At 72.0% G+C, this 20,015-nt stretch carries 22 protein-coding genes; 10 read left to right on the plus strand and 12 right to left on the minus strand.

Features of this window, described 5'->3' with window-relative positions:
- Positions 1 to 55: 55 nt before the first annotated feature.
- The 3 genes from AB0E05_RS35175 to thrS all read left to right on the plus strand — a co-directional run bounded on the left by AB0E05_RS35175 (position 56) and on the right by thrS (position 2,266).
- Entirely contained in the window at positions 56 to 475 is a 420-nt protein-coding gene (locus AB0E05_RS35175) for a hypothetical protein (protein ID WP_361971422.1), read from the plus strand.
- Positions 472 to 840, plus strand: coding sequence for a transcriptional regulator (locus AB0E05_RS35180; protein WP_361971424.1), 369 nt, complete (start codon positions 472 to 474; stop codon positions 838 to 840). Before AB0E05_RS35175 ends, AB0E05_RS35180 begins: the two co-directional genes overlap by 4 nt.
- 163 nt (positions 841 to 1,003) lie before the next feature.
- Complete coding sequence (thrS, locus tag AB0E05_RS35185; protein WP_361971426.1) at positions 1,004 to 2,266, plus strand: threonine--tRNA ligase; 1,263 nt, start codon at positions 1,004 to 1,006, stop codon at positions 2,264 to 2,266.
- Positions 2,267 to 2,556: 290 nt separating this feature from the next.
- On the opposite strand, the gene pdxH is transcribed toward thrS, so the two are convergent.
- Positions 2,557 to 3,216 carry a pyridoxamine 5'-phosphate oxidase gene (gene pdxH, locus AB0E05_RS35190; protein ID WP_361971463.1) on the minus strand — a complete coding sequence of 220 codons (660 nt, stop codon included), beginning with the start codon at positions 3,214 to 3,216 and terminating at the stop codon, positions 2,557 to 2,559.
- A 436-nt stretch (positions 3,217 to 3,652) separates the two neighbouring features.
- Between pdxH and AB0E05_RS35195 the strand changes: the two genes are divergently transcribed.
- The gene (locus AB0E05_RS35195; protein ID WP_361971429.1) at positions 3,653 to 4,759 is read left to right on the plus strand and encodes a citrate synthase 2; all 1,107 of its coding nucleotides are present in this window, start codon (positions 3,653 to 3,655) and stop codon (positions 4,757 to 4,759) included.
- Positions 4,760 to 4,783: 24 nt separating this feature from the next.
- Here AB0E05_RS35195 and AB0E05_RS35200 read toward each other — a convergent pair whose 3' ends face one another.
- From AB0E05_RS35200 to AB0E05_RS35230, 7 genes are all read right to left on the minus strand, one after another.
- On the minus strand, positions 4,784 to 5,401 hold the full coding sequence (locus AB0E05_RS35200; protein ID WP_361971431.1) for a TetR/AcrR family transcriptional regulator: 618 nt from the start codon (positions 5,399 to 5,401) through the stop codon (positions 4,784 to 4,786).
- Positions 5,389 to 6,126: an enoyl-CoA hydratase family protein gene (locus AB0E05_RS35205; protein WP_361971433.1), complete on the minus strand. Its 738-nt coding sequence runs from the start codon at positions 6,124 to 6,126 to the stop codon at positions 5,389 to 5,391. Before AB0E05_RS35205 ends, AB0E05_RS35200 begins: the two co-directional genes overlap by 13 nt.
- 22 nt (positions 6,127 to 6,148) lie before the next feature.
- A complete protein-coding gene (locus tag AB0E05_RS35210) occupies positions 6,149 to 7,282 on the minus strand; it encodes an acyl-CoA dehydrogenase family protein (RefSeq protein ID WP_361971465.1) in 1,134 nt (377 codons plus the stop codon).
- Entirely contained in the window at positions 7,276 to 9,288 is a 2,013-nt protein-coding gene (locus AB0E05_RS35215; protein WP_361971466.1) for a biotin carboxylase N-terminal domain-containing protein, read from the minus strand. Before AB0E05_RS35215 ends, AB0E05_RS35210 begins: the two co-directional genes overlap by 7 nt.
- Before the next feature lie 32 nt (positions 9,289 to 9,320).
- Entirely contained in the window at positions 9,321 to 10,919 is a 1,599-nt protein-coding gene (locus tag AB0E05_RS35220) for a carboxyl transferase domain-containing protein (protein ID WP_361971435.1), read from the minus strand.
- A 112-nt stretch (positions 10,920 to 11,031) separates the two neighbouring features.
- Positions 11,032 to 12,765: an acyclic terpene utilization AtuA family protein gene (locus tag AB0E05_RS35225; protein ID WP_361971437.1), complete on the minus strand. Its 1,734-nt coding sequence runs from the start codon at positions 12,763 to 12,765 to the stop codon at positions 11,032 to 11,034.
- Complete coding sequence (locus AB0E05_RS35230) at positions 12,762 to 13,574, minus strand: TIGR03084 family metal-binding protein (protein WP_361971439.1); 813 nt, start codon at positions 13,572 to 13,574, stop codon at positions 12,762 to 12,764. The genes AB0E05_RS35225 and AB0E05_RS35230 overlap by 4 nt, the downstream gene beginning before the upstream one ends.
- Before the next feature lie 284 nt (positions 13,575 to 13,858).
- Here AB0E05_RS35230 and AB0E05_RS35235 point away from each other — a divergent pair, with 284 nt between their 5' ends.
- Positions 13,859 to 14,320: a nitroreductase family deazaflavin-dependent oxidoreductase gene (locus tag AB0E05_RS35235; protein ID WP_361971441.1), complete on the plus strand. Its 462-nt coding sequence runs from the start codon at positions 13,859 to 13,861 to the stop codon at positions 14,318 to 14,320.
- Positions 14,321 to 14,411: 91 nt separating this feature from the next.
- Here the strand turns inward: AB0E05_RS35235 and AB0E05_RS35240 are convergent, their stop codons facing one another.
- Both AB0E05_RS35240 and AB0E05_RS35245 read right to left on the minus strand, forming a co-directional pair.
- Positions 14,412 to 14,621, minus strand: a complete 210-nt coding sequence (locus tag AB0E05_RS35240; protein ID WP_361971443.1) for a DUF397 domain-containing protein — start codon at positions 14,619 to 14,621, stop codon at positions 14,412 to 14,414.
- Positions 14,618 to 15,442 (minus strand): helix-turn-helix transcriptional regulator, encoded by an 825-nt coding sequence (locus AB0E05_RS35245; RefSeq protein WP_361971445.1) that lies wholly within the window; start codon positions 15,440 to 15,442, stop codon positions 14,618 to 14,620. Before AB0E05_RS35245 ends, AB0E05_RS35240 begins: the two co-directional genes overlap by 4 nt.
- 336 nt (positions 15,443 to 15,778) lie before the next feature.
- On the opposite strand from AB0E05_RS35245, the gene AB0E05_RS35250 reads away from it, so the two are divergent.
- The 4 genes from AB0E05_RS35250 (at position 15,779) to AB0E05_RS35265 (ending at position 17,708) form a co-directional block, all read left to right on the plus strand.
- Positions 15,779 to 16,000: a hypothetical protein gene (locus AB0E05_RS35250; RefSeq protein ID WP_361971447.1), complete on the plus strand. Its 222-nt coding sequence runs from the start codon at positions 15,779 to 15,781 to the stop codon at positions 15,998 to 16,000.
- Positions 16,001 to 16,200: 200 nt separating this feature from the next.
- On the plus strand, positions 16,201 to 16,467 hold the full coding sequence (locus AB0E05_RS35255; RefSeq protein WP_361971449.1) for a hypothetical protein: 267 nt from the start codon (positions 16,201 to 16,203) through the stop codon (positions 16,465 to 16,467).
- Positions 16,464 to 16,757 carry a hypothetical protein gene (locus AB0E05_RS35260; RefSeq protein ID WP_361971451.1) on the plus strand — a complete coding sequence of 98 codons (294 nt, stop codon included), beginning with the start codon at positions 16,464 to 16,466 and terminating at the stop codon, positions 16,755 to 16,757. Before AB0E05_RS35255 ends, AB0E05_RS35260 begins: the two co-directional genes overlap by 4 nt.
- A gap of 99 nt (positions 16,758 to 16,856) precedes the next feature.
- Positions 16,857 to 17,708 (plus strand): chromosome condensation regulator, encoded by an 852-nt coding sequence (locus AB0E05_RS35265; RefSeq protein WP_361971453.1) that lies wholly within the window; start codon positions 16,857 to 16,859, stop codon positions 17,706 to 17,708.
- Positions 17,709 to 17,750: 42 nt separating this feature from the next.
- Here the strand turns inward: AB0E05_RS35265 and AB0E05_RS35270 are convergent, their stop codons facing one another.
- Together AB0E05_RS35270 and AB0E05_RS35275 are read right to left on the minus strand one after the other, a co-directional pair.
- A complete protein-coding gene (locus AB0E05_RS35270; protein WP_361971455.1) occupies positions 17,751 to 18,215 on the minus strand; it encodes a MarR family winged helix-turn-helix transcriptional regulator in 465 nt (154 codons plus the stop codon).
- A 166-nt stretch (positions 18,216 to 18,381) separates the two neighbouring features.
- On the minus strand, positions 18,382 to 19,047 hold the full coding sequence (locus AB0E05_RS35275) for a hydrolase (protein ID WP_361971457.1): 666 nt from the start codon (positions 19,045 to 19,047) through the stop codon (positions 18,382 to 18,384).
- Positions 19,048 to 19,418: 371 nt separating this feature from the next.
- On the opposite strand from AB0E05_RS35275, the gene AB0E05_RS35280 reads away from it, so the two are divergent.
- Positions 19,419 to 19,835 carry a hypothetical protein gene (locus AB0E05_RS35280; protein WP_361971459.1) on the plus strand — a complete coding sequence of 139 codons (417 nt, stop codon included), beginning with the start codon at positions 19,419 to 19,421 and terminating at the stop codon, positions 19,833 to 19,835.
- The last annotated feature ends 180 nt before the right edge of the window (positions 19,836 to 20,015 follow it).

Below are 20,015 nucleotides of genomic sequence, written 5' to 3' on the forward strand. Positions count from 1 at the left end.
GTACTTGGCACTCTAGAAAAGGAGGGGCGACCCGTCCCGGGGCGAAGGGGGAGTCATGGACGCACGCATCGATGCGAGCGACGCGCTCGTGCGCGCCGCCGGAGCGGAGGCTGCGGCGCTGCGCGGTAGCGGGTGGTACGCGCGGTATTTGTGGGTGCTCGCGGGCGGGCAGGTGGTGCTCGTGCCGATGGCGTTGCTGTGGCGCGGGTTGCTCGCCGCGTTGGTCTTCGCGGTGCTGAACTGCGCGCTGATCGGAGGGCTGAGCGCTTATGCCGCCCGGCAGACCGTGGTGCGGCGGGGCTTCGGGGCGCGGCACGGCGGGGTGATCGCGGGGTGGGCGACGGCCTTCGCCGTCACGGTCGCGCTCGGGGTCTCGACGTTCGAGGGCAGCGTGCCCTTCGCGGTGGCGGGGACGCTGTGGTGTGCGCTGCCGCTCGCCGTGGTGGCGATACGCGAGGGGCGGCGGACCGCGTGAGTCACGGCAGCCACCCCCGGCACGACCTCTCCCCGCTGCTGAACGCACCCGTCCGGCTCTCCGTCGTCGCCGCGCTCGCGCCCGTCGACCGGGCCGAGTTCGGGTTCGTGCGCGATCTGGTGGAGGTGACGGACTCGGCGCTGTCCAAGCAGGTCGCGGCGTTGGAGGAGGCGGGGCTCGTCTCCGTCGACAAGGGGCGGGTGGGGCGGCGGCCCCGGACCTGGCTGTCGCTGACGAAGGAGGGACGGGCGGCGTACAGGAAGCACCTCGCCGCGCTGCGGGCCATCGCGGACGGCCTCGCGCCCGCTTCCGTACCGGCAACGCCCCTACCGGCAACGCCCGCGCCGCAGGACGCCGACTGCTAGCGTTGGCGTCATGCAGCGTGCCGCCGTTCACACGACGACGCCGGAGAGTGTCCCGGCGCGCTGACAGCTGACGAAGTCGAAGCCCCGGGGCGAGTGCCCCGGGGCTTCGCCGTGTGGTCACTCGCTCCCCAGCAGGCGCAGCAAGCGCAGCGAGGAGACCGCCATGACCCCCGACACCGGCACCACCGTCCACGACCACCGGCGCATCGGCCGTGAGCTGGACCTGTTCGACACCGATCCCCTGATGGGCGCGGGGCTGCCGTACTGGCTGCCCGACGGCGCCGTCATCCGGCACGCCCTGGAGGAGTACGTCCGCGAGGTCGAGCGGAAGGCCGGCTACCGCCATGTGTACTCGCCCGTGCTCGGCAAGCGGGAGCTGTACGAGATCTCGGGGCACTGGTCGCACTACGGCACCGACATGTTCCCGCCGATGGACCTCGGCGGCGAGCAGGTCGTGCTGCGGCCCAGCCTCTGTCCGCACCACGCCCTGATCTACCGTTCCCGCGCCCACAGCTACCGGGAACTCCCTTTGCGGATGGCCGAGTTGGGGACCATGTTCCGCTCGGAGCTGTCCGGGGTGCTGGGCGGTCTGACCCGCGTCCGGGCCATCCAGCTCAATGACGCGCACGTCTTCTGCACCATGGAGCAGGCCGCGGAGGAGGCGTTCGCGGCGCTGGGCCTGATCCGGGAGGCCTACGCGGCGCTGGGCGTCCGGCCGGCCCGCTACCGGCTCTCGCTGCCGGGCCCGGGCGGCAAGTACGTCGACGCGCCCGAGCTGTGGCGCCGGTCGGTCGCCCTGCTGACCGACGTGCTGGACCGTTCCGGGCTGCCGTACGAGGCGGTGGAGGGCGAGGCCGCGTTCTACGGACCCAAGATCGACGTGCAGGTCGCGGACCCCGCCGGGCGCGAGTCGACCCTGTCCACCGTGCAGATCGACTTCCACCAGCCCGAGCGGTTCGGACTTGAGTACGTCGGCGCGGACGGCGGCAAGCATCGCCCGGTGATGATCCACCGGGCGATCGTGGGCAGCCTGGAGCGGGCCGTGGCACACCTGATCGAGGCGCACGGCGGCGCCTTCCCGGTCTGGCTCGCGCCCGTCCAGGTCGTCGCGCTGCCCGTCACCGACGCGGAGGTGCCGATCGCCGCGCGCCTGGTGGAGCGCTGTCGGGCCGCGGGGCTGCGGGCGGAGCTGGCCGGTCCGGACCGCGGCACCCTCGGCGCGCGGATCCGTGCCGCGCGCTTGGCGCCGTACCAGGCGGTGCTCGGTCCGCGGGAGGCCGCGGCCGACCTGGTCGCGCTGCGGCTGCGGGACGGGCGGAAGGTGGCCGCACTGCCGGCCGAGGAGGCGATGGAGCACATTGGGCGGGTGGCCGCGGCGCGCGGCACCGGGCTGTGGGCCGGGGAAGATCCGGATGCACGCCGCTGACCTGCGGAAAGGCAGACGCGAAAAAAGCGCTTGATGCGCGTTCTGTGCGCTCCTAGTGTGTGGCGCACACGAGAGAGGAGGTGGTTCGGCAGATGTATGCACACCGGACGCGTGAGGTGACTGCGGGCTAGGGCCTGCTGTCGCACGCTGTGCAGTCGGCAGGCCACCTGCCGCAATCCCAAGCAGTCACCGACCCGCGGGCTCGCCGGTACGTCCGGCCGGCTCCTCCGTCAGGAGGAACCAGAGCCCGCGGGTTCTGCTTTTCCCGAGCGTCGCGGCGCGTACGCGGGTCAGGGCGCCAGGCGCTCGACCCGCCAGCCCTCCCCGCCCCCGCCCTCCCCGTCTTCGCCTTCGCCTTCGTCCCGCCGTACGTACCGCAGCCGGTCGTGCAGCCGGTCCTGGTGGCCCTGCCAGAACTCGACCGTCTCCGGCTCCACCCGGATCCCGCCCCACTGGGGCGGCGCCGGCACCTGCTCCCCCTCCGGGTAGCGCGCGGCCAGCTCGTCGAAGGCGTCCAGCAGCTCCTGCCGGGAGGAGATCACGGACGACTGGCGGCTCGCCCACGCCCCGAGCTGCGAGCCGTGCGGACGGCTGCGGAAGTACGCGGCGGTCTCGTCCCGGCCGATCCGGGACGCGGTGCCCGTGACGACGACCTGGCGGGCGATCGGGTGCCAGGGGAAGAGCAGCGAGACGTACGGGTTGGCGGCGATCTCCCGGCCCTTGCGGGACTCGTAGTTCGTGAAGAAGACGAAGCCCCGGCTGTCGTACTCCTTCAGCAGCACCGTGCGGGACGAGGGCCGGCCCTCGGGCGTGGCCGTCGCGACGACCATGGCGTTCGGCTCGTGCAGCCCGGCCGTGACGGCGTCGTGGAACCAGTGGACGAACTGGTCCATGGGCGTGGGCGCGAGGTCCGTGTCCAGCAGCGCGGTGGAGCGGTACTGCTCGCGCATCACGGCGGGATCGGGCGCGGAGCCCGTCGCCGCGGCGACCCGGGCGACGGCTTGAGCGGCGGCTTTCGCCGCGGCGGCGTGGTCGGTCACGGTGCCATCCTGCCGCAGGCCACCGCCGGCCCGGCAGCCGCCCGGCATATGCCAGAAGCGGCGCCCCGCGAAGTGCGCCACACAGTCTGCCCGCGAAAGCAGGTCCCCAACCCCCGGACCACCCCATGGCACGCTGTGCCTGTTCTCACCCTGTGCGGGACAGTGGAAACCGTACAGAATCGAGCCGTCACCCCTGTGGCGCTTCCACAGCAGCAGCCAGCGTTTCCGCTCCCGTCGAACGGGTGACCACCCATCGCACGGGGCATCACCGGGATGACCGACCACCAGTCGCACGCCTCGACCGAACCCACCGACTCGACGCGTCATGATCGTGAGGAGCCGCCTGATGTCCGACTTCGTACCTGGGCTCGAAGGAGTCGTCGCGTTCGAGACCGAGATCGCCGAGCCCGACAAGGAAGGCGGCGCGCTGCGCTACCGCGGCGTCGACATCGAGGACCTCGTCGGACACGTCTCCTTCGGGAACGTGTGGGGACTGCTGGTCGACGGGGCGTTCGAGCCGGGGCTGCCGCCCGCGGAGCCCTTCCCGATCCCCGTCCACTCCGGTGACATCCGGGTCGACGTCCAGTCCGCGCTGGCGATGCTGGCGCCCGTGTGGGGCCTGAAACCGCTGCTGGACATCGACGCGGAGCAGGCCAGGGACGACCTGGCGCGGGCGGCCGTCATGGCACTGTCGTACGTGGCACAGAGTGCCAGGGGACAGGGCCTGCCGATGGTCCCGCAGAGCGAGATCGACAAGGCGCACTCGGTGGTCGAGCGCTTCATGGTCCGCTGGCGCGGCGAGCCGGACCCGCGGCACGTGAAGGCGGTGGACGCGTACTGGACGTCCGCGGCCGAGCACGGCATGAACGCCTCCACCTTCACCGCCCGCGTCATCGCCTCCACCGGCGCGGACGTCGCGGCGGCGCTCTCCGGCGCGGTCGGCGCGATGTCGGGGCCGCTGCACGGCGGCGCGCCCTCGCGGGTGCTCGGCATGATCGAGGAGATCGAGCGGACGGGCGACGCCACGGCGTACGTGAAGCAGGCGCTGGACAAGGGCGAGCGGCTGATGGGCTTCGGCCACCGCGTCTACCGGGCCGAGGACCCCCGCGCCCGGGTGCTGCGCCGCACCGCGAAGGAACTGGCGGCCCCGCGCTTCGAGGTCGCCCAGGCGCTGGAGAAGGCCGCGCTGGAGGAGCTGCACAACCGCCGCCCGGACCGGGTCCTGGCGACGAACGTGGAGTTCTGGGCGGCCATCGTGCTGGACTTCGCCGAGGTCCCCGCGCACATGTTCACCTCGATGTTCACCTGCGCCCGCACCGCCGGCTGGTCGGCGCACGTCCTGGAACAGAAGCGCACCGGCCGTCTGGTCCGCCCGTCGGCGCGGTACGTGGGGCCGCCGTCGCGGGACCCGCGGGAGGTCGAAGGGTACGAGCGGGCAGTCACGTCCGGCTGAGCACGGACGACCGGCCCCTCGCGCTCACCCCAGCGCGTCCTCCAGGATCAGCGCCCACTGGCGGACCACCCGCTGCCGGCGGGCGCTGTCGTCCGTCAGGAGGTTGGCCAGGCCGAGGCCGCGGGCCATGTCCAGGAAGCCCTGGACGGTTTCGCGGGCGCCGGGGCGGGACTCGTCGACGGCGAGGAGGCGCACCGCGATGCGGTGGGTCTCGCGGCCGAGTCGGGACTCCAGTTCGGTGACGCGGGCGTGCAGGTGCTCCTCGTTCGACGCGGCGACCCACAGCCGCAGCGCCGCGCGGAACAGGGGGCCGGTGTAGAGGTCGACGAGGGCGGTGACGACGGCCGTGCGGTCGTCGGAGGGGAGTTCCGCTAGGGCCCGGGAGCGCTGGTCGGCGACGTACTCGACCGCGGCGGTGAACAGGTCCTCGCGGGTCGGGAAGTGGTGCTGGGCAGCGCCCCGCGACACCCCCGCGCGCTCGGCGACGACCGAGACCGTCGAGCCCGCCCAGCCGTGTTCGGCCAGGCACGCCACCGCCGCTTCCAGCAGCCGCTGCCGGGTGGCGCGACTGCGGTCCTGCTTGGGCCCGTTCGGAGCCGAGGCCGGGGTGGAGGTCGAGGGAGAGGGGGTCACAGCTCCCATGCGGGGTCCCGTCGTTCGAGGAAGGCGGCCATCCCCTCGCGCGCCTCGGCCGACGCGAACAGCGACGCGGAGCGCTGCACCAGGTCTTCGGCGTCCCGGTCGAAGGTCTCCAGCACCCTAACCGTGAGCAGCCGCTTCGCCGCGGCCAGCCCCTGCGGGGACGCCTTGCGCAGGGCGGCCAGCACGGGCGCGAGCGCCGCGTCCACGTCGTCCGCGCTGCGGGTGAGCAGCCCGATCCGTACGGCCTCCGCCGCGTCGAACCGCTCCCCCGTCAGGTAGAGGCACTCCGCCGCGCGCGGCTGGAGGCGGGGCAGCAGCGGAAGGGAGATCACGGCCGGGGCGACCCCGATGCGCACCTCCGTGAAAGCGAAGTCGGACGCCGTCGACGCCACCGCGACGTCGCACGCGCCGAGCAGCCCGAGGCCGCCCGCGCGCGCCCGTCCGGCGACCCGGGCCACCACCGGCTTCGGCAGTTCGACGACCTGCCGCAGCAGGTCCACGAAGGCGTACGGGCTCGGCGGGGCCTTCAGGTCGGCGCCCGCGCTGAACACGCCGCCCTCGTGGGTGAGGACGACCGCCCGTACGCCGTCGTCCCGTCCGCACTCCGCGAGCGCCCGCGCCAACACGTCGACCAGCGGCGCCGACAGGGCGTTGCGGGTCGCGGGCGAGTTCAGGGTGAGGGTCGTGATGCCGCGCTCGTGCGCGGAGGTGACCAGAGGGCTCATGGCTCCCGCCGTCCACAGGGGGTCAGTACGACTTGGGCAGGCCCAGCGTCTGGTGGGACACGTAGTTGAGGACCATCTCCCGGCTCACCGGCGCGATCCGCGCCACCCTGGCCGCGGTGATCAGCCGCGCCAGGCCGTACTCCCTGGTCAGCCCGTTGCCGCCGAGGGTGTGCACGGACTGGTCCACGGCCCGTACGCACGCCTCCCCCGCCGCGTACTTGGCCATGTTCGCCGCCTCGCCCGCGGCGACGTCGTCGCCCTCGTCGTACAGCCGCGCCGCCTTCTGCATCATCAGCCGGGCGAGTTCGAGTTCGATGTGGGCCTGGGCGAGGGGGTGGGCGATGGCCTGGTGGGCGCCGATGGGGTCCTTCCACACCTGGCGCTGGCGTGCGTAGTCGACGGCCTTCGCCAGCGCGTAGCGGCCCATGCCGATGGCGAACGCCGCGGTCATCACCCGCTCCGGGTTGAGCCCGGCGAAGAGTTGGAGCAGCCCCGCGTCCTCGTCGCCGACGAGCGCGTCCGCCGGCAGCCGCACGTCGTCGAGGACCAGCTCGAACTGCTTCTCGTACGCGTCCAGCTCCATGTCGATGGGCGTGCGGTGAAAGCCCTCGGCGTCGCGCGGGACGATGAACAGGCACGGCTTGAGGCGGCCGGTGCGGGCGTCTTCCGTGCGTCCCACGATCAGCGTCGCGTCGGCGATGTCCACGCCCGAGATGAAGACCTTGCGGCCGGTGAGGACCCATCCCCCGTCGTCGGCGCGGCGCGCGGTGGTGGTGATCCGGTGGGAGTTCGAGCCGGCGTCCGGCTCGGTGATCCCGAACGCCATCGTGCGGCTGCCGTCGGCGAGCCCCGGCAGCCAGGCGCGTTTCTGCTCCTCGGTGCCGAAGCGGGCGATGACCGTGCCGCAGATCGCCGGTGAGACCACCATCATCAGCAGCGGACAGCCGGCCGCCCCCAACTCCTCAAGAACGAGCGAGAGTTCAGCGAGTCCGCCGCCCCCGCCGCCGTACTCCGCGGGGAGGTTCACGCCCAGATAACCGAGTTCGGCGGCGTCGGCCCACAGCGCGTCGCGGTCGTGGTCGCTCCCGTGCCGTCGCCCGAGCGCGGCGACGGCCGTGCGCAGGTCCTGGTGCTCCTGGCTCTCGATGCTCACGATTCCTCCTCGGCGGGGTGCTCCTGCTGGTCCCTGCGCTGCTCTCCGCGCTGCTCTCCGTGCTGTTCTTCGCGCTGCTCTCCGTGCTGTTCTTCGTGGACGACGGCGAGGAGGGCGCCCACCTCGACCTGGGCGCCCGGCGCCGCGTGCAGCGCGGTGAGGACGCCGGACGCGGGTGCCACGATCCGGTGCTCCATCTTCATCGCCTCCAGCCACACCAGCGGCTGGCCGCGCACCACCTGCGCCCCGGCGGCGAGTCCGTCCGCGATCCGTACGACCGTGCCCGGCATGGGGGCGAGCAGCGAGCCGGGCTCGTGGCGGGAGTGCGGCTCGGGGAAGCGGGGGCGGAGGACGAGGGCGTACGAGCCGGTCGGCCCGTCCACGTACACCCGCCCGTCCCCGTACTCCCGCACCGCGTACGTCCGTACGACCCCGTCGACCTCCAGCGCCACCCGGTCCGGTGCGACGCTGACGACCCGTGCGCCGGGAGGGCTTTCGACGGTGCAGCGGACCCCGTCCCGGGCCGTGGTCCGGTAGCGGACCTCGTGGTGGCCGCCCCGGCCGTCGTACGCCTTCGACTGCGGCTGTGACGGCAGGTTGCGCCACGCGCCCAGACGGCCGGGCAGCCCGTCGCCACCGGCTGGCGCGGCCCGCGCCAGCGCGGCGGCCACCGCCGCGTGCTCCTCCCCCGGCAGCGGTCGGGTCAGCTCCGCCAAGTGCCGTTCGTAGAAGCCGGTGTCGACACCGTCGCCCGCCAGGAACTCGGGGTGCGTGAGCGTGCCCACCAGCAGGTCCCGGTTGGTGACCGGGCCGTGCAGCCGGGCGCGGCGCAGCGCGTCCGCGAGCCGGCGCACCGCGGCGGCCCGGGTCGGCGCCCAGGCGATCACCTTCGCGAGCAGCGGGTCGTAGTGGACGGGGATCCGGTCGCCGGGCCCGTATCCGGTGTCGACGCGCAGCGTGGGCACGCCCTGCCCCACGGGGACGGAGAGTTCGTGCAACACGCCCGTCTGCGGGGCCCAGCCCGCCGCCGGATCCTCCGCGTACAACCGCGCCTCCACCGCGTGGCCCACGGCCGGCGGCGGCTCGACGGGCAGCCGGGCGCCCTCCGCGACGGCGAGTTGCCAGGCCACCAGGTCGAGGCCGAAGACCGCTTCGGTGACGGGGTGTTCGACCTGGAGGCGGGTGTTGACCTCCAGGAAGTGCGCGCGGCCGTCCGGGGAGATGAGGAATTCGACGGTGCCGGCGCCGACGTAGCCGACGGTGCGCGCCACCTTCACGGACGCGGCGTGCAACTCGGCGACGAGTTCGGCGGGGAGCCCGGGTGCCGGGCACTCCTCCACCACCTTCTGGTGCCGGCGCTGGAGCGAGCAGTCCCGGGTGCCGAGCGCCCACACCGTGCCGTGCGCGTCCGCGAGGACCTGGACCTCCACGTGCCGTCCGCGCTCCACGTACGGCTCGACGAAGACCTCGCCGTCCCCGAAGGCCGCCGTCGCCTCCGACCGGGCAGCCGCCAATTCTCCGACCAGCTCAGAGAGTTCGCGCACGACGCGCATGCCCCGGCCGCCGCCGCCCGCCGCCGCCTTCACCAGCACCGGGAGGTCCGCCGCCGTCACGTCCGCGGCCTTCAGCGGTGCGCTGCCCATCAGCTCCTTGGCGCGCGTCTTGGACGCCATCGCCTCGATCGCCTCCGGTGGCGGGCCCACCCACAGCAGGCCGGCGTCGGTGACGGCGCGCGCGAAGTCCGCGTTCTCGGAGAGGAAGCCGTAGCCGGGGTGGACGGCGTCGGCGCCCGCGGCGAGCGCGGCCCGTACGACGAGGTCGGCGCGCAGATAGGTGTCGACGGCGGCGGCGCCCGGCAGCCGGACCGCGAGGTCCGCCTCCCGTACGTGCAGGGCGTCCGCGTCCGGGTCGGCGTACACCGCGACCGTGGAGATGCCCGCGGCCCGGCAGGTGCGGAAGATCCGGCAGGCGATCTCGCCCCGGTTGGCGACCAGCAGCGTGGAAATCATGCGCATCGTGTGCGTCGTGGGCATCGTGGGGCTCACATCCTGAAGACGCCGAAGCCGCCGCGCGCGCCTTCGAAGGGGGCCGTGTGGATCGCGGACAGGCAGAGCCCGAGCACGGTGCGGGTGTCCCGGGGGTCGATCACCCCGTCGTCGTACAGCCGCCCGGACAGGAACGCCGGCAGCGACTCCGCCTCGATCTGCTGCTCCACCATGGCGCGCAGCCCGGCGTCCGCCTCTTCGTCGTACGGCTGGCTCTTCGCCGCAGCCGAAGCCCGCGCCACGATCGAGAGCACCCCGGCGAGTTGCTGCGGGCCCATCACCGCGGACTTGGCGCTCGGCCAGGCGAAGAGGAACCGCGGGTCGTACGCCCGGCCGCACATGCCGTAGTGGCCGGCGCCGTACGAGGCACCCATGAGGACGGACAGGTGGGGCACGGTCGAGTTCGACACCGCATTGATCATCATCGCGCCGTGCTTGATGATCCCGCCCTGCTCGTACCGGCTGCCGACCATGTACCCGGTGGTGTTGTGCAGGAAGAGCAGCGGAACATCGCGCTGGTTGGCGAGTTGGATGAAGTGCGCCGCCTTCTGGGACTCGGCACTGAACAGCACGCCCTGTGCGTTGGCGAGGACCCCGACGGGGTGGCCGTGCAGCCGCGCCCAGCCGGTGACCAGGCTCGTTCCGTAGAGCGGTTTGAACTCGTCGAAGTCGGAGCCGTCGACGAGCCGGGCGATGACCTCGCGCGGGTCGAACGGGGTCTTCAGGTCCTCCGGAACGATCCCCAGCAACTCCTCAACCGGATACTTGGGTGGCTCGGCCGGCCCCGGGTCCGGGTACGCCTTGCGCCAGTTGAGGCGGGCGACGACGCGGCGCGCCTGCCGCAGCGCGTCGTGCTCGTCGTCGGCGAAGTGGTCGGCGAGCCCGGAGGTGCGGGCGTGCATCTCGGCGCCGCCCAGGGACTCGTCGTCGCTCTCCTCGCCCGTCGCCATCTTCACCAGCGGCGGACCGCCGAGGAACACCTTCGACCGCTCACGGATCATGATCGTGTGGTCGGACATCCCGGGGACGTACGCGCCGCCGGCGGTGGAGTTGCCGAAGACGACCGCGACGGTGGGGATGCCGGCCGCGGAGAGCCGCGTCAGATCGCGGAAGAGCGCCCCGCCGGGGATGAAGATCTCCTTCTGCGACGGCAGGTCGGCGCCGCCGGACTCGACGAGCGAGAGGACGGGCAGCCGGTTGGCGTACGCGATCTCGTTGGCGCGCAGCGCCTTGCGCAGGGTCCACGGGTTGGAGGCGCCGCCGCGCACGGTCGGGTCGTTCGCGGTGATCACGCACTCCACGCCCGCCACCGTCCCGATGCCGGTGACGATCGACGCGCCGACCGGGTACTCGCTCCCCCAGGCCGCGAGCGGCGACAACTCCAGGAAGGGGGTGTCGGGGTCGAGCAGCAGCTCGATGCGCTCGCGGGCGAGGAGCTTGCCGCGGGCGCGGTGCCGGGCGACGTACTTCTCGCCGCCGCCCGCGAGGGCCTTCGCGTGCTCGGCGTCGAGGTCGGCGAGCTTGCCGAGCAGGGCGGCGCGGCGGGCGGCGTACTCGGGCGACGTCGGGTCGGTGCGGGTCGGCAGTACGGTCACGGCGGTCCCTTCGGGAGTCGGCGGCTCCCCTGGCGTCACGGCAACGGGGCCATGCAGGTCACGGCGGTTCTTCCGGCCCCAGGGGCTCTTCAGGTCGCCGCAGTTCTTGCGGTCACAGCAGCTCTTCCGGGATCTCCACGCGCCGCGAGCGCAGCCACTCGCCGAGCGCCTTGCCCTGCGGGTCGAAACGGGCCCGGGCCGCGACGCCCTCGCCGAGGATGCCCTCGACGGTGAAGTTCAGGGCGCGGAGATTGGGCAGGACGTGCCGTTCGACGGCGAGGTGCGCGGTCTCGGGCAGCAGTTCGCGGAAGCGGTCGACGGTGAGGTGGTGGGCGAGCCAGCGCCAGGCGTCGTCGGTGCGCGCCCACACGCCGACGTTCGCGTCCCCGCCCTTGTCGCCGCTGCGGGCCCCGGCGACGCACCCGAGGGGCGCGAACCGAGCAGGACCGGGCGGCAGCGGTTCGGGGAGGGGGTCGTACGACGTGGTCCGCTCTTCCGGCCCGGTCGGCTCCGTCGCCCGGGCCGCCGGTATCGGCGTGCGCGTGCCGTCCGGGAGCACCGCGGTGTGCGGCACGCCCGCCGCCGGCACGTACCGCGCCTCGAACACCCCGTACGGCGATCCCCTCCCGGGCGGTGCGGTCACGTGGAAGCCCGGGTAGCTGCCCAGTGCCAGCTCGACCGCGGCGCCGCTGACCGCGCGCCCCACCCGGGCGGCGTCCGGGTCGCGCACCACGAGCCGCAGATACGCGCTGGCCCGCTCCTCCGTGTCGGCGTCGGCGTGTTCGGTACGGGCCAGCTCCCAGCGGACGTCCGCGGGCCGGTCCCCGGCCAGCGCGCCCTCCAACTGCTCGCGCACCAGCCGTGCCTTGTCCTCTATGTCGAGTCCGGTGAGGACGAACACGACCTCGTTGCGCCAGCCGCCGATCCGGTTGAGCCCGACCTTGAGGGTCGACGGCGGCGCCTCGCCCCGCACCCCGCTGATCCGGACCCGGTCCGGGCCGTCCTGCGCGAGCAGTACGGTGTCCAGGCGCGCGGTCACGTCGGGGCCGCGGTAGTGCACGTCCCCCGTCTCGTACAGCAGTTGCGCGGTGACGGTGCCGACGTCGACGAGGCCGCCGGTGCCGGGGTGCTTGGTGATGACGGAGGTGCCGTCGGGGTGGATCTCGGCGAGCGGGAAGCCGGGCCGACGCGCGCCCGGTTCGGCGGTGAACACCTCCTGGAAGAAGGGGTAGTTGCCGCCGGTGGCCTGGGTGCCGCACTCCAGGACGTGGCCGGCGACGAGCGCGCCCGCGAGGGCGTCGAGATCGCCGTCGTCGGCATCGGGGTCCCAGCCGAAGTGCGCGGCGGCGGGCCCGGTGACGAGCGCGGCGTCCGTGACGCGCCCGGTGACGACGACGTCCGCGCCGGCGCGCAGGCAGGCGGCGATGCCGGCGCCGCCGAGGTAGGCGTTGGCGGTGAGGACGCCCGGCCCCCAGTCGCCGCGGCCCATCAGGTCGTCGCCCTCCACGTGGGCGACGGCCGTCGGCACTCCGACGCGGTCGGCGAGGGCGCGCACCGCGTCGGCGAGGGCGGCGGGGTTGAGGCCGCCCGCGTTGGCGACGATCTTCACGCCCCGGTCGTGGGCGAGGCCCAGGCACTCCTCCAACTGCCGCAGGAAGCTCCTGGCGTAGCCGAGCCCGGGGTCCTTGAGGCGGTCGCGCCCCAGGATCAGCAGCGTCAACTCGGCCAGGTAGTCGCCGGTGAGGACGTCGAGGGGGCCGTCGGTGAGCATCTCGCGCAGCGCGTCGAAGCGGTCGCCGTAGAAGCCGGACGCGTTCCCTATGCGCAAGGGGGCGGCGGACGTCATGCGCGCCCCTCGCGACCGTGGTCCTGCGGGTCCCGGCCCCGGCCGGCGGGCCCGGCGAACGCCTGCGCGATGTCCAGCCAGCGGTCCGCGTCCGGGCCGTGCGCGGTGAGCGCGAGGTCCGCGCGGTGGGCCCGCTGGGTGACCAGCAGACAGAAGTCGAGCGCGGGCCCGGTGACCTGTTGTGCGGCGCCCTCGGGCCCGTACGTCCACAGCTCGCCGTCGGGTCCGGGTGCCGTCAGCTCGATGCGGAACGCTTCACCGGGCGGCGTCATCCCGCGTACCCCGAAGGCGTAGTCCCTGGTCCGTACGCCGATGTGGGCGACGTTCCGCAGGCGGGCGGTGGGTGCGCGGGTGACGCCGAGGGCGTCGGCGACGTCCTGCCCGTGCGCCCAGGTCTCCATCAGCCGGGCCGTCGCCATCGACAACGCGCTCATCGGCGGCCCGTACCAGGGGAACCGCGCCCCGGCCGGCGCGGAGCGCAACGCGTCCTGAAGCGCGGCCCGCCCTTCGCGCCACCGCGCCAGCAACTCGACGGGCGGCGTCGCGGCGCCCTGTTCGGCGGCCTCGTCGACGAAGAAGTACGGCGCGGCCAACGCCTTCTCCGTCTCGACGGCGAACGCGTCGGCGTCCGTGACGGCGAGCAGCGCGACCCGGTCCGTCCACGCGAGGTGCGCGATCTGGTGCGCGACGCACCACCCCGGCGCGGGCGTCCGACGCCCCCAGTCGGCCACGGGCGCGCCGCCCACCAGCGAGTCGAGCTCGTCGCTCTCGTCTCGCAGGTCGTCGAACACGACACGGGGGTCGACCACGGTGCGCTCCCTCGGGACGGGGCAGTTGCGTGCCCCGGAGCATGGCAGCGCCCCCTGAAACAAGCAAGCGTGCTTGCTTTGATTGACCGAGAGGGTGGTGGAGGTGGCCGGTGTGGAGCGGCCGTACGACGACGACGGCCCGCGGTCGCGGTGGGCGGGCTCCAACGGCGTAACCCGGAATACGGTTCGCTCACAGCGGCGTTGAACTCCCCGCGAGGCTGCTCGCGCGGGGCGCGAGCCTGCCCGTGCCGACATCATCCGTACACGACATTGGGGTACAAGCGATGCCGCTTGAAGGCGAGTACGAGCCGAGTCCGGCGCAGTGGGTGCGCGACCAGGTCGAGCTGTACGAAAGCTCGGGCGGCACCCAGGGCACGACGCTCTGGGACACCGGCCTCCCGGTCGTCATCGTCACGATGCGCGGTGCGAAGAGCGGCAAGATCCGCAAGATTCCGCTGATGCGCGTGGAACACGAGGGGTGGTACGCGGCGGTGGCCTCGAACGGCGGCTTTCCGAGCCACCCGGTCTGGTACTACAACCTTCAATCCGACCCGCGGGTGGATCTCCAGGACGGCCCCGAGCGGCGGGGCATGGTGGCCCGCGAGGTGACCGGGGACGAGCGGGCCGAGTGGTGGCAGCGCGCGGTCGCGGTGTTTCCGCCGTACGCGGAGTACGAGGAGAAGACCGATCGCGTGATCCCGGTCTTCGCCCTCGAACCCGAGTCCCCGACGCGGCCGGGGAACTGAGCGCTGGGCCCACGCGGTGCAGGAACGAGGGTGCCCCACCGAGCCAGAGAATGGGACTCGGCGGGGCACCCTCGCGGTGGTGCGATGTCGGTTAGACCGTGCCGTCCTTGATGCCCGCCACGAACGCGGCGAACGCGGTGGCGGGGACGCGCAGGACCGGGCCGGCCGGGACCTTCGAGTCACGGACCGGGACGACGTCGGTGGCGGACGCGTGTGCAGGGGCCCACTCGACGCAGTTGCCGCCATTGGGGTCGCTGTAGCTGGACTTCACCCACATGCGTGGGTAAGGGGTACTTGTCATCTTGCGTACTCCTCAAGGACATTGTGGATGCGGCTGATTGTGTCGTCATGGCCAAGAGCCTCAGCCCGTAGCCGATCGTAGGTCTCCATAGCGGCAGCCGTGATCTTGGGTGCCTCCTGCGGTCGCCCACCTTGCGGACCCTCGGCATGAAGCACCGTAGGTGCGCCCTCAAAGGTCAGCAACGTGAATGGCTTGCTCGTGACGGGTACCGCCTTAAACGGCAGGAGCTGAAGAGCGACATTCGACCGGTCCGCATCGTTCAGCAGGCTCTGCAGTTGATGCGCCATCACGTCTGGCCCGCCAACCTCAACGCGTAAGCACGCTTCATGAATCACCACCCAGAGATCAGGTGCGGGCGGATCGGCGCGATCCAGGATTTCCCTCCGCGCCATCCGCGCGGCGACCTTCGTCGTCACCTTCTCCGCTGTGAGCCGGGGGACACTCATCCGGTACAGCGCGCGTGCGTACTCCGGCGTCTGCAGTAGCCCCGTGAAGAAGAGCGTTGAGTAGTCGAAGATCCTTCGTGCGCGGCGCTCCTGCTGAAGATGCGGCACGAACCACGACGGATGATCGCCCTCGATGGCCGCCTGCCGCTGACGCGCCATCATCGTTCCGGTCCCAAAGGCCCGGTCGCACCCCTCCGCAAAGCTCTCGCTGGGCTGCAACTTGGCGTTCTCCACCTTGGAGACGTACGCCGTTGAGTACCCGGTGGCGGCACCAAGCCCTCGGAGAGACATCTTGCGCGCCTTGCGCATCTCCCGTACGTCCAAACCGAAGACCTCAAAGGGGTTCAACGGTTCTGAGAGTGCATCGTCGCTCATCGTTCTGACCTCCTGATCTGCTTGATGCACGATTTCGAAGGATGTTCGAAATGTTGAGTTGGGCCACTCAACCCACAGCAGCATAGGGGTAGTTGTGCTCCTCTTGTCCCCGTCGAAGCCGGGGGGGAAGTGAGGAGGTAACCGGATGACGAACAGTCCACATTCCAGCGCGTCGCGTTCACGGGACGGCATGGCGCCTGAGCCCTGCTTGCCCTGCGCACTGGCAACGCGGAGGCTTGCCCGGGTCGGGCTGCTCCCCGGGACGCGGGTGACGTTACGGAGGATCATCCGACAGCACCCGCACCGGCGTTCGACGGATGCGAAGAAGGTGCCCTGATGGACGGTGCGCCTTTCACGGACGGCACGGTCGTGTACGACGCCGCCGCCAAGAAGGTCGGCGTGGTCATGGCGTGTTACTGGTCCGTTTACTACCTGCGCCCTCAGGGCGGCGGCATTGAGTGGACCGCGAAACACAGCGACCTGGATTCCCGGAACTTGGCCGTCCTGGCTCCCGCGGTCGCGGCGCTCAATGCCAGCAGCAGCAGACGCATCCCGTAACCACCGCACCAGAAACACCCCGAACTCCGCCCGCGCGTAACGGCGAATCCCTGACGCCGAAGAGAATTGCGCGCGGGCGGTAGGGGCGAGGCCCGCAGTCCCCTCGCTCCTGGTCCCGGCCGCCCACGGGCACGCCCCTGTCCCGGGCGGCCGGGACCGAACCCCGACCCCTCACCCCCGCCCTCCGCAGGAGGACCCCCATGAACCAGCAAGGCCAGTGCAAGGGCTGGCGCTCCATCCCCACCCTCGCCGAAGACATCGTCGTCACCGCCGTCTGCACCACCGGCCAACCGGAGTGCGGCGCACAGATGCCGCCCCCGCCAGACGGTGAACGCCACACCCACGACGACGTCGACACCTGGATGGAGGACCACCTCCGCGCCACCGGACACGACCTCTTCGCCGAGATCCACCGCGAACCCGTCCGCTGGGGACCACCCACCCCACCGGGTGAGCACGCACGATGACGCTCAACGTCGAACCCACCCACCCCATGCCCGACGGCACCCGCATGGTCCGGCTCTGGGACTGCAACGCGCCCCACCGCGTCATCGTCACCCCGCGCGCCTCGTTCACCCGCTTCCTCGGCCTCGCCATGGACGACGGATACCGCGACCTCGAAGCCACCGACGAAGAAATGACCACCGCCGCCCACTCCGAACGGGCCGCCGTCGACCACCAATACGGCATACTCCCCGACCCACCACCCCCCACCCACTTCCCCCTCACCCACCACGAAAGGGAAGAGGAGCCGTGACCGTCCTGACGCGTCGCAGGACACTGGTCCCTTGAGCCGAGCGGCCAGACGGGGCCGCAGGCTCACCATCAGAACGACGTGCAAGGACATGGGGGCGGGATGCTCGTACACCTGCCGGCGCTGGCCGCCGGAAGGCGTCATTCGGTCGGGCGGCGCCGGGACGGAACCGTTCTCGCCGTTGGCGGCACCGCGGCGGGGGAATGCCGTGTCGAACGATGGGACGCGGTCGTCGCCGTGGCGGCCGGCAACGTCCACACCGCCTCGAACACGGGCCGGTCCCACACGGTGGGGCTCCGCTGGGACGGCACGGTGTTGGCGGCGGGGTGGGACGGCGACGGGCAGTGCGGCGTCCTCGGGTGGCGAGGGGTCACGGCCGTGGCCGCGGGGTGGCGCCGCACCCTCGGGCTGCTCAAGAACGGCCGCGTGCTGGCCGCCGGCCGGGGTGCGGAAGGGCAGTGCGACGTGCAGTCCTGGCGCGAGGTGGTCGCGCTCTCGTGCGGCGACTGGCACTCGGTCGGCGTACGGGCGGACGGTTCCGCGCTGGCAGCGGGGAGCAACCGACGCGGTCAGTGCGCTGTTGAAGGGTGGCGTGACCTCGCCGCCGTCGCGGCCGGGTATCTCCACACCGTCGGCCTGAGGACCGACGGCCGGGCCGTGGCGACCGGGAACCGGACGCACGGAGCGTGCGAAGTCGACGCGTGGGAGGAAGTGGTGGCGCTCGACGCGGGCAGCTATCACACCGTCGGGGTCACGGCGTCCGGACGGGTCCTCGCCACGGGGGACAACAGCAACGGGCAGTGCGACGTCGGCGGATGGCACGACGTCGTCGCCGTGGCGGCCGGTTCGACGCACACCCTCGGCCTGCGCGCCGACGGCACGGTCGTGGCCGCGGGGAGCAACGCCGACGGACAGTGCACGGTCGATTCCTGGTCCGGAGTCCGGCTGTCGTAGCCGGCCGTGGCGAGGGCCCGACGGCGCTCTCATCGCCGTCGTTCAGGCGTCCTCGTCCAACGTGTCGACCACGCGGACGGAGATCTCAGCCAGGGCCCGGAGTTCGTCCGCGGTCAGCTGGTCCAGGAAGAGGGACCGGACGGCCTGTACGTGCAGCGGTGCTGCCGCGGCGATGGCCTCGCGTCCCGCTTCCGTGATGACCGCGAAGGCGCCCCGCCCGTCCTCGGCGCACTCCTCGCGTGCCACCAGCCCTCGCCGGATCATGCGCGCCAGGTGGTGGGACATCCGGCTCTTCTCCCACTCCAGCGCCCGCGCGAGGTCCTGGTACCGCTGACGCCCGTCCGGCACGTCCGTCAGATTGACCAGGACCGCGTAGTCCGCCGACGCCAAACCGGATTCCGTCTGCAGCAGATGCGCCAGGCGGCCGATCAGCCGCTCGTGCAACCGGACGAAGCTCCGCCACGCATGCTGTTCCTCAGCCGTCAGCCAGTTCACCCGGTCCGTCACGACGCCGAGTCTAGTGAGCCGTTCGACGCGTCATCGGACCGGCTGGGTGGAAGCGCCATCGAAACGGCGCGGGTGACGCCGCTCAACCACGTGAGGGGTGGGCGGGGCAGGGGGCGGCACTCCGGAGCCGGACTCCGGGACCGGGTCCGCCCCCGTACCCCCGTCGTCACGCCCCGGCCGGCTCGGCGACCGGGGTGTTCAGGAGCTGGTGCTCCCAGACCGTCACGACCCCGGTGGCACCTGCGTGCCCGAGGGCCGCCATCTGCTCCTCCGGCGTGATGCGGTCCGTCCGGGCCCAGTCGCGCTGCCACTCGCTCATCACGGCGAGCCAGGTGATCGGCACGACCCCGGCCTGGACCATGCGCCGCACCGCCATGTCGTGGGCCTCGGCCGACACGCTCCCGGAGGCGTCGGTGACGACGTGGACGTCGAAGCCTTCGCCGGCCGCCTGAATGGCGGGCATGGCCACGCAGATCTCCGTCCACAGGCCGGCAATGATCAGCTTCTTGCGTCCGGTGGCCTTCACGACGTCCACCACCTGCGGGTCCTCCCAGGTGTTGATGAGCGTCCTGTTGATCGGCTTCTGGTCCGGGAAGACGTCCTGCAACGGCTGGATCAGCAGGCCCCCGCGGTCTTCGACGACCGTCGTCAGGATCGTCGGGACACCGTAGCCCTTGGCCGCCTTGGCCAGGCCCACGACGTTGTTGGTGACCATCATCGGCTCGTGGCTGTGCAGGTTGGCGAACTGGTACGGCTGGTGGTCGATCAGCACCAGGATGCTCTCCTCGGGGGTCAGCAGGGCTTCGAGGCCGGCCTTCGGCGACGTGCTCATGGAGATCTCCTTCGAGAGTGCGGGCACGCGTCACCATTTGGTTGACGCTTCATCTTTCTATATGACGCATCAACTACCTGTCCAGCATGGGCTCTTCGGAGGAGCGGCGGCGATCTGGGCCGGGCCGGTCCCTCCTGGGGCGGCGACCTGTCCCACGGCTTCCACCTCGAACGGCCCGCGTTCCTGTCCCTGGCCCTGGTGTACTGCGCACCGAACCGCGCCATGGCAACGCCGGGTTACCCGCTCACGTAGTTCATCCCGTCCGGACGGCCCCCGCGGGCCGGAAGCGACCGCATGCGACCGCGATCATTGAGCGCGGCGGCTTCAACGGCGTCTGTAGCCTGGCGTTGCTGATGTCGGGGGGACTGACCGTGGAGAACATTCTGGCCGTGGCCATCGGGGCCGCTATCGGCCTCATAGGGGTGGTGTTCGGTTCGTGGTTCACCGCGCGCCGACAGGACCGCATGTGGATCCGGGAACAGAAGCTCAAGGCCGGGATCGGCTTCAACACGGCCGTAGTCCAACTACTGGACCACCTGAAGGAAGCACAGCTGGGCGACGACGGGCCCGGCGCCAACGAGTTGGCGAACCAGATGCAGGAAGCACGCTCAGCCCTCTACCTGCTCTGCGCCAGCGACACCGTCGATCTGGCCGACGCCCTCGCGCGTCGGGTCTGGAGCACCCGGCCCACCGACGGCAGGGACGATCGCAGGGCCGAGTTCCGAGAGACGTTGGACCTTCTGCGCCGCTTCACTCAGCAGCTCCGGCAAGAGATCGCCGGACCGTAGTCCCCTTCCACACGGCGGACGGTGGACGGCGCTCGTTCGTGCCCGCCCGTCCCGTCCCGAACTCCACTCGATCAGTGTTTTGCGCGCCGCCTGAAACGAGCCAAGTCCGTCCAACCGGTCCGTGATCACTCGGCGAACGGACAGATCTGATCAGCTGCCGAGCCAACCCAAGAGACACAC

It is taken from the genome of Streptomyces sp. NPDC048057, from assembly GCF_040653095.1.
Classification (GTDB): domain Bacteria; phylum Actinomycetota; class Actinomycetes; order Streptomycetales; family Streptomycetaceae; genus Streptomyces.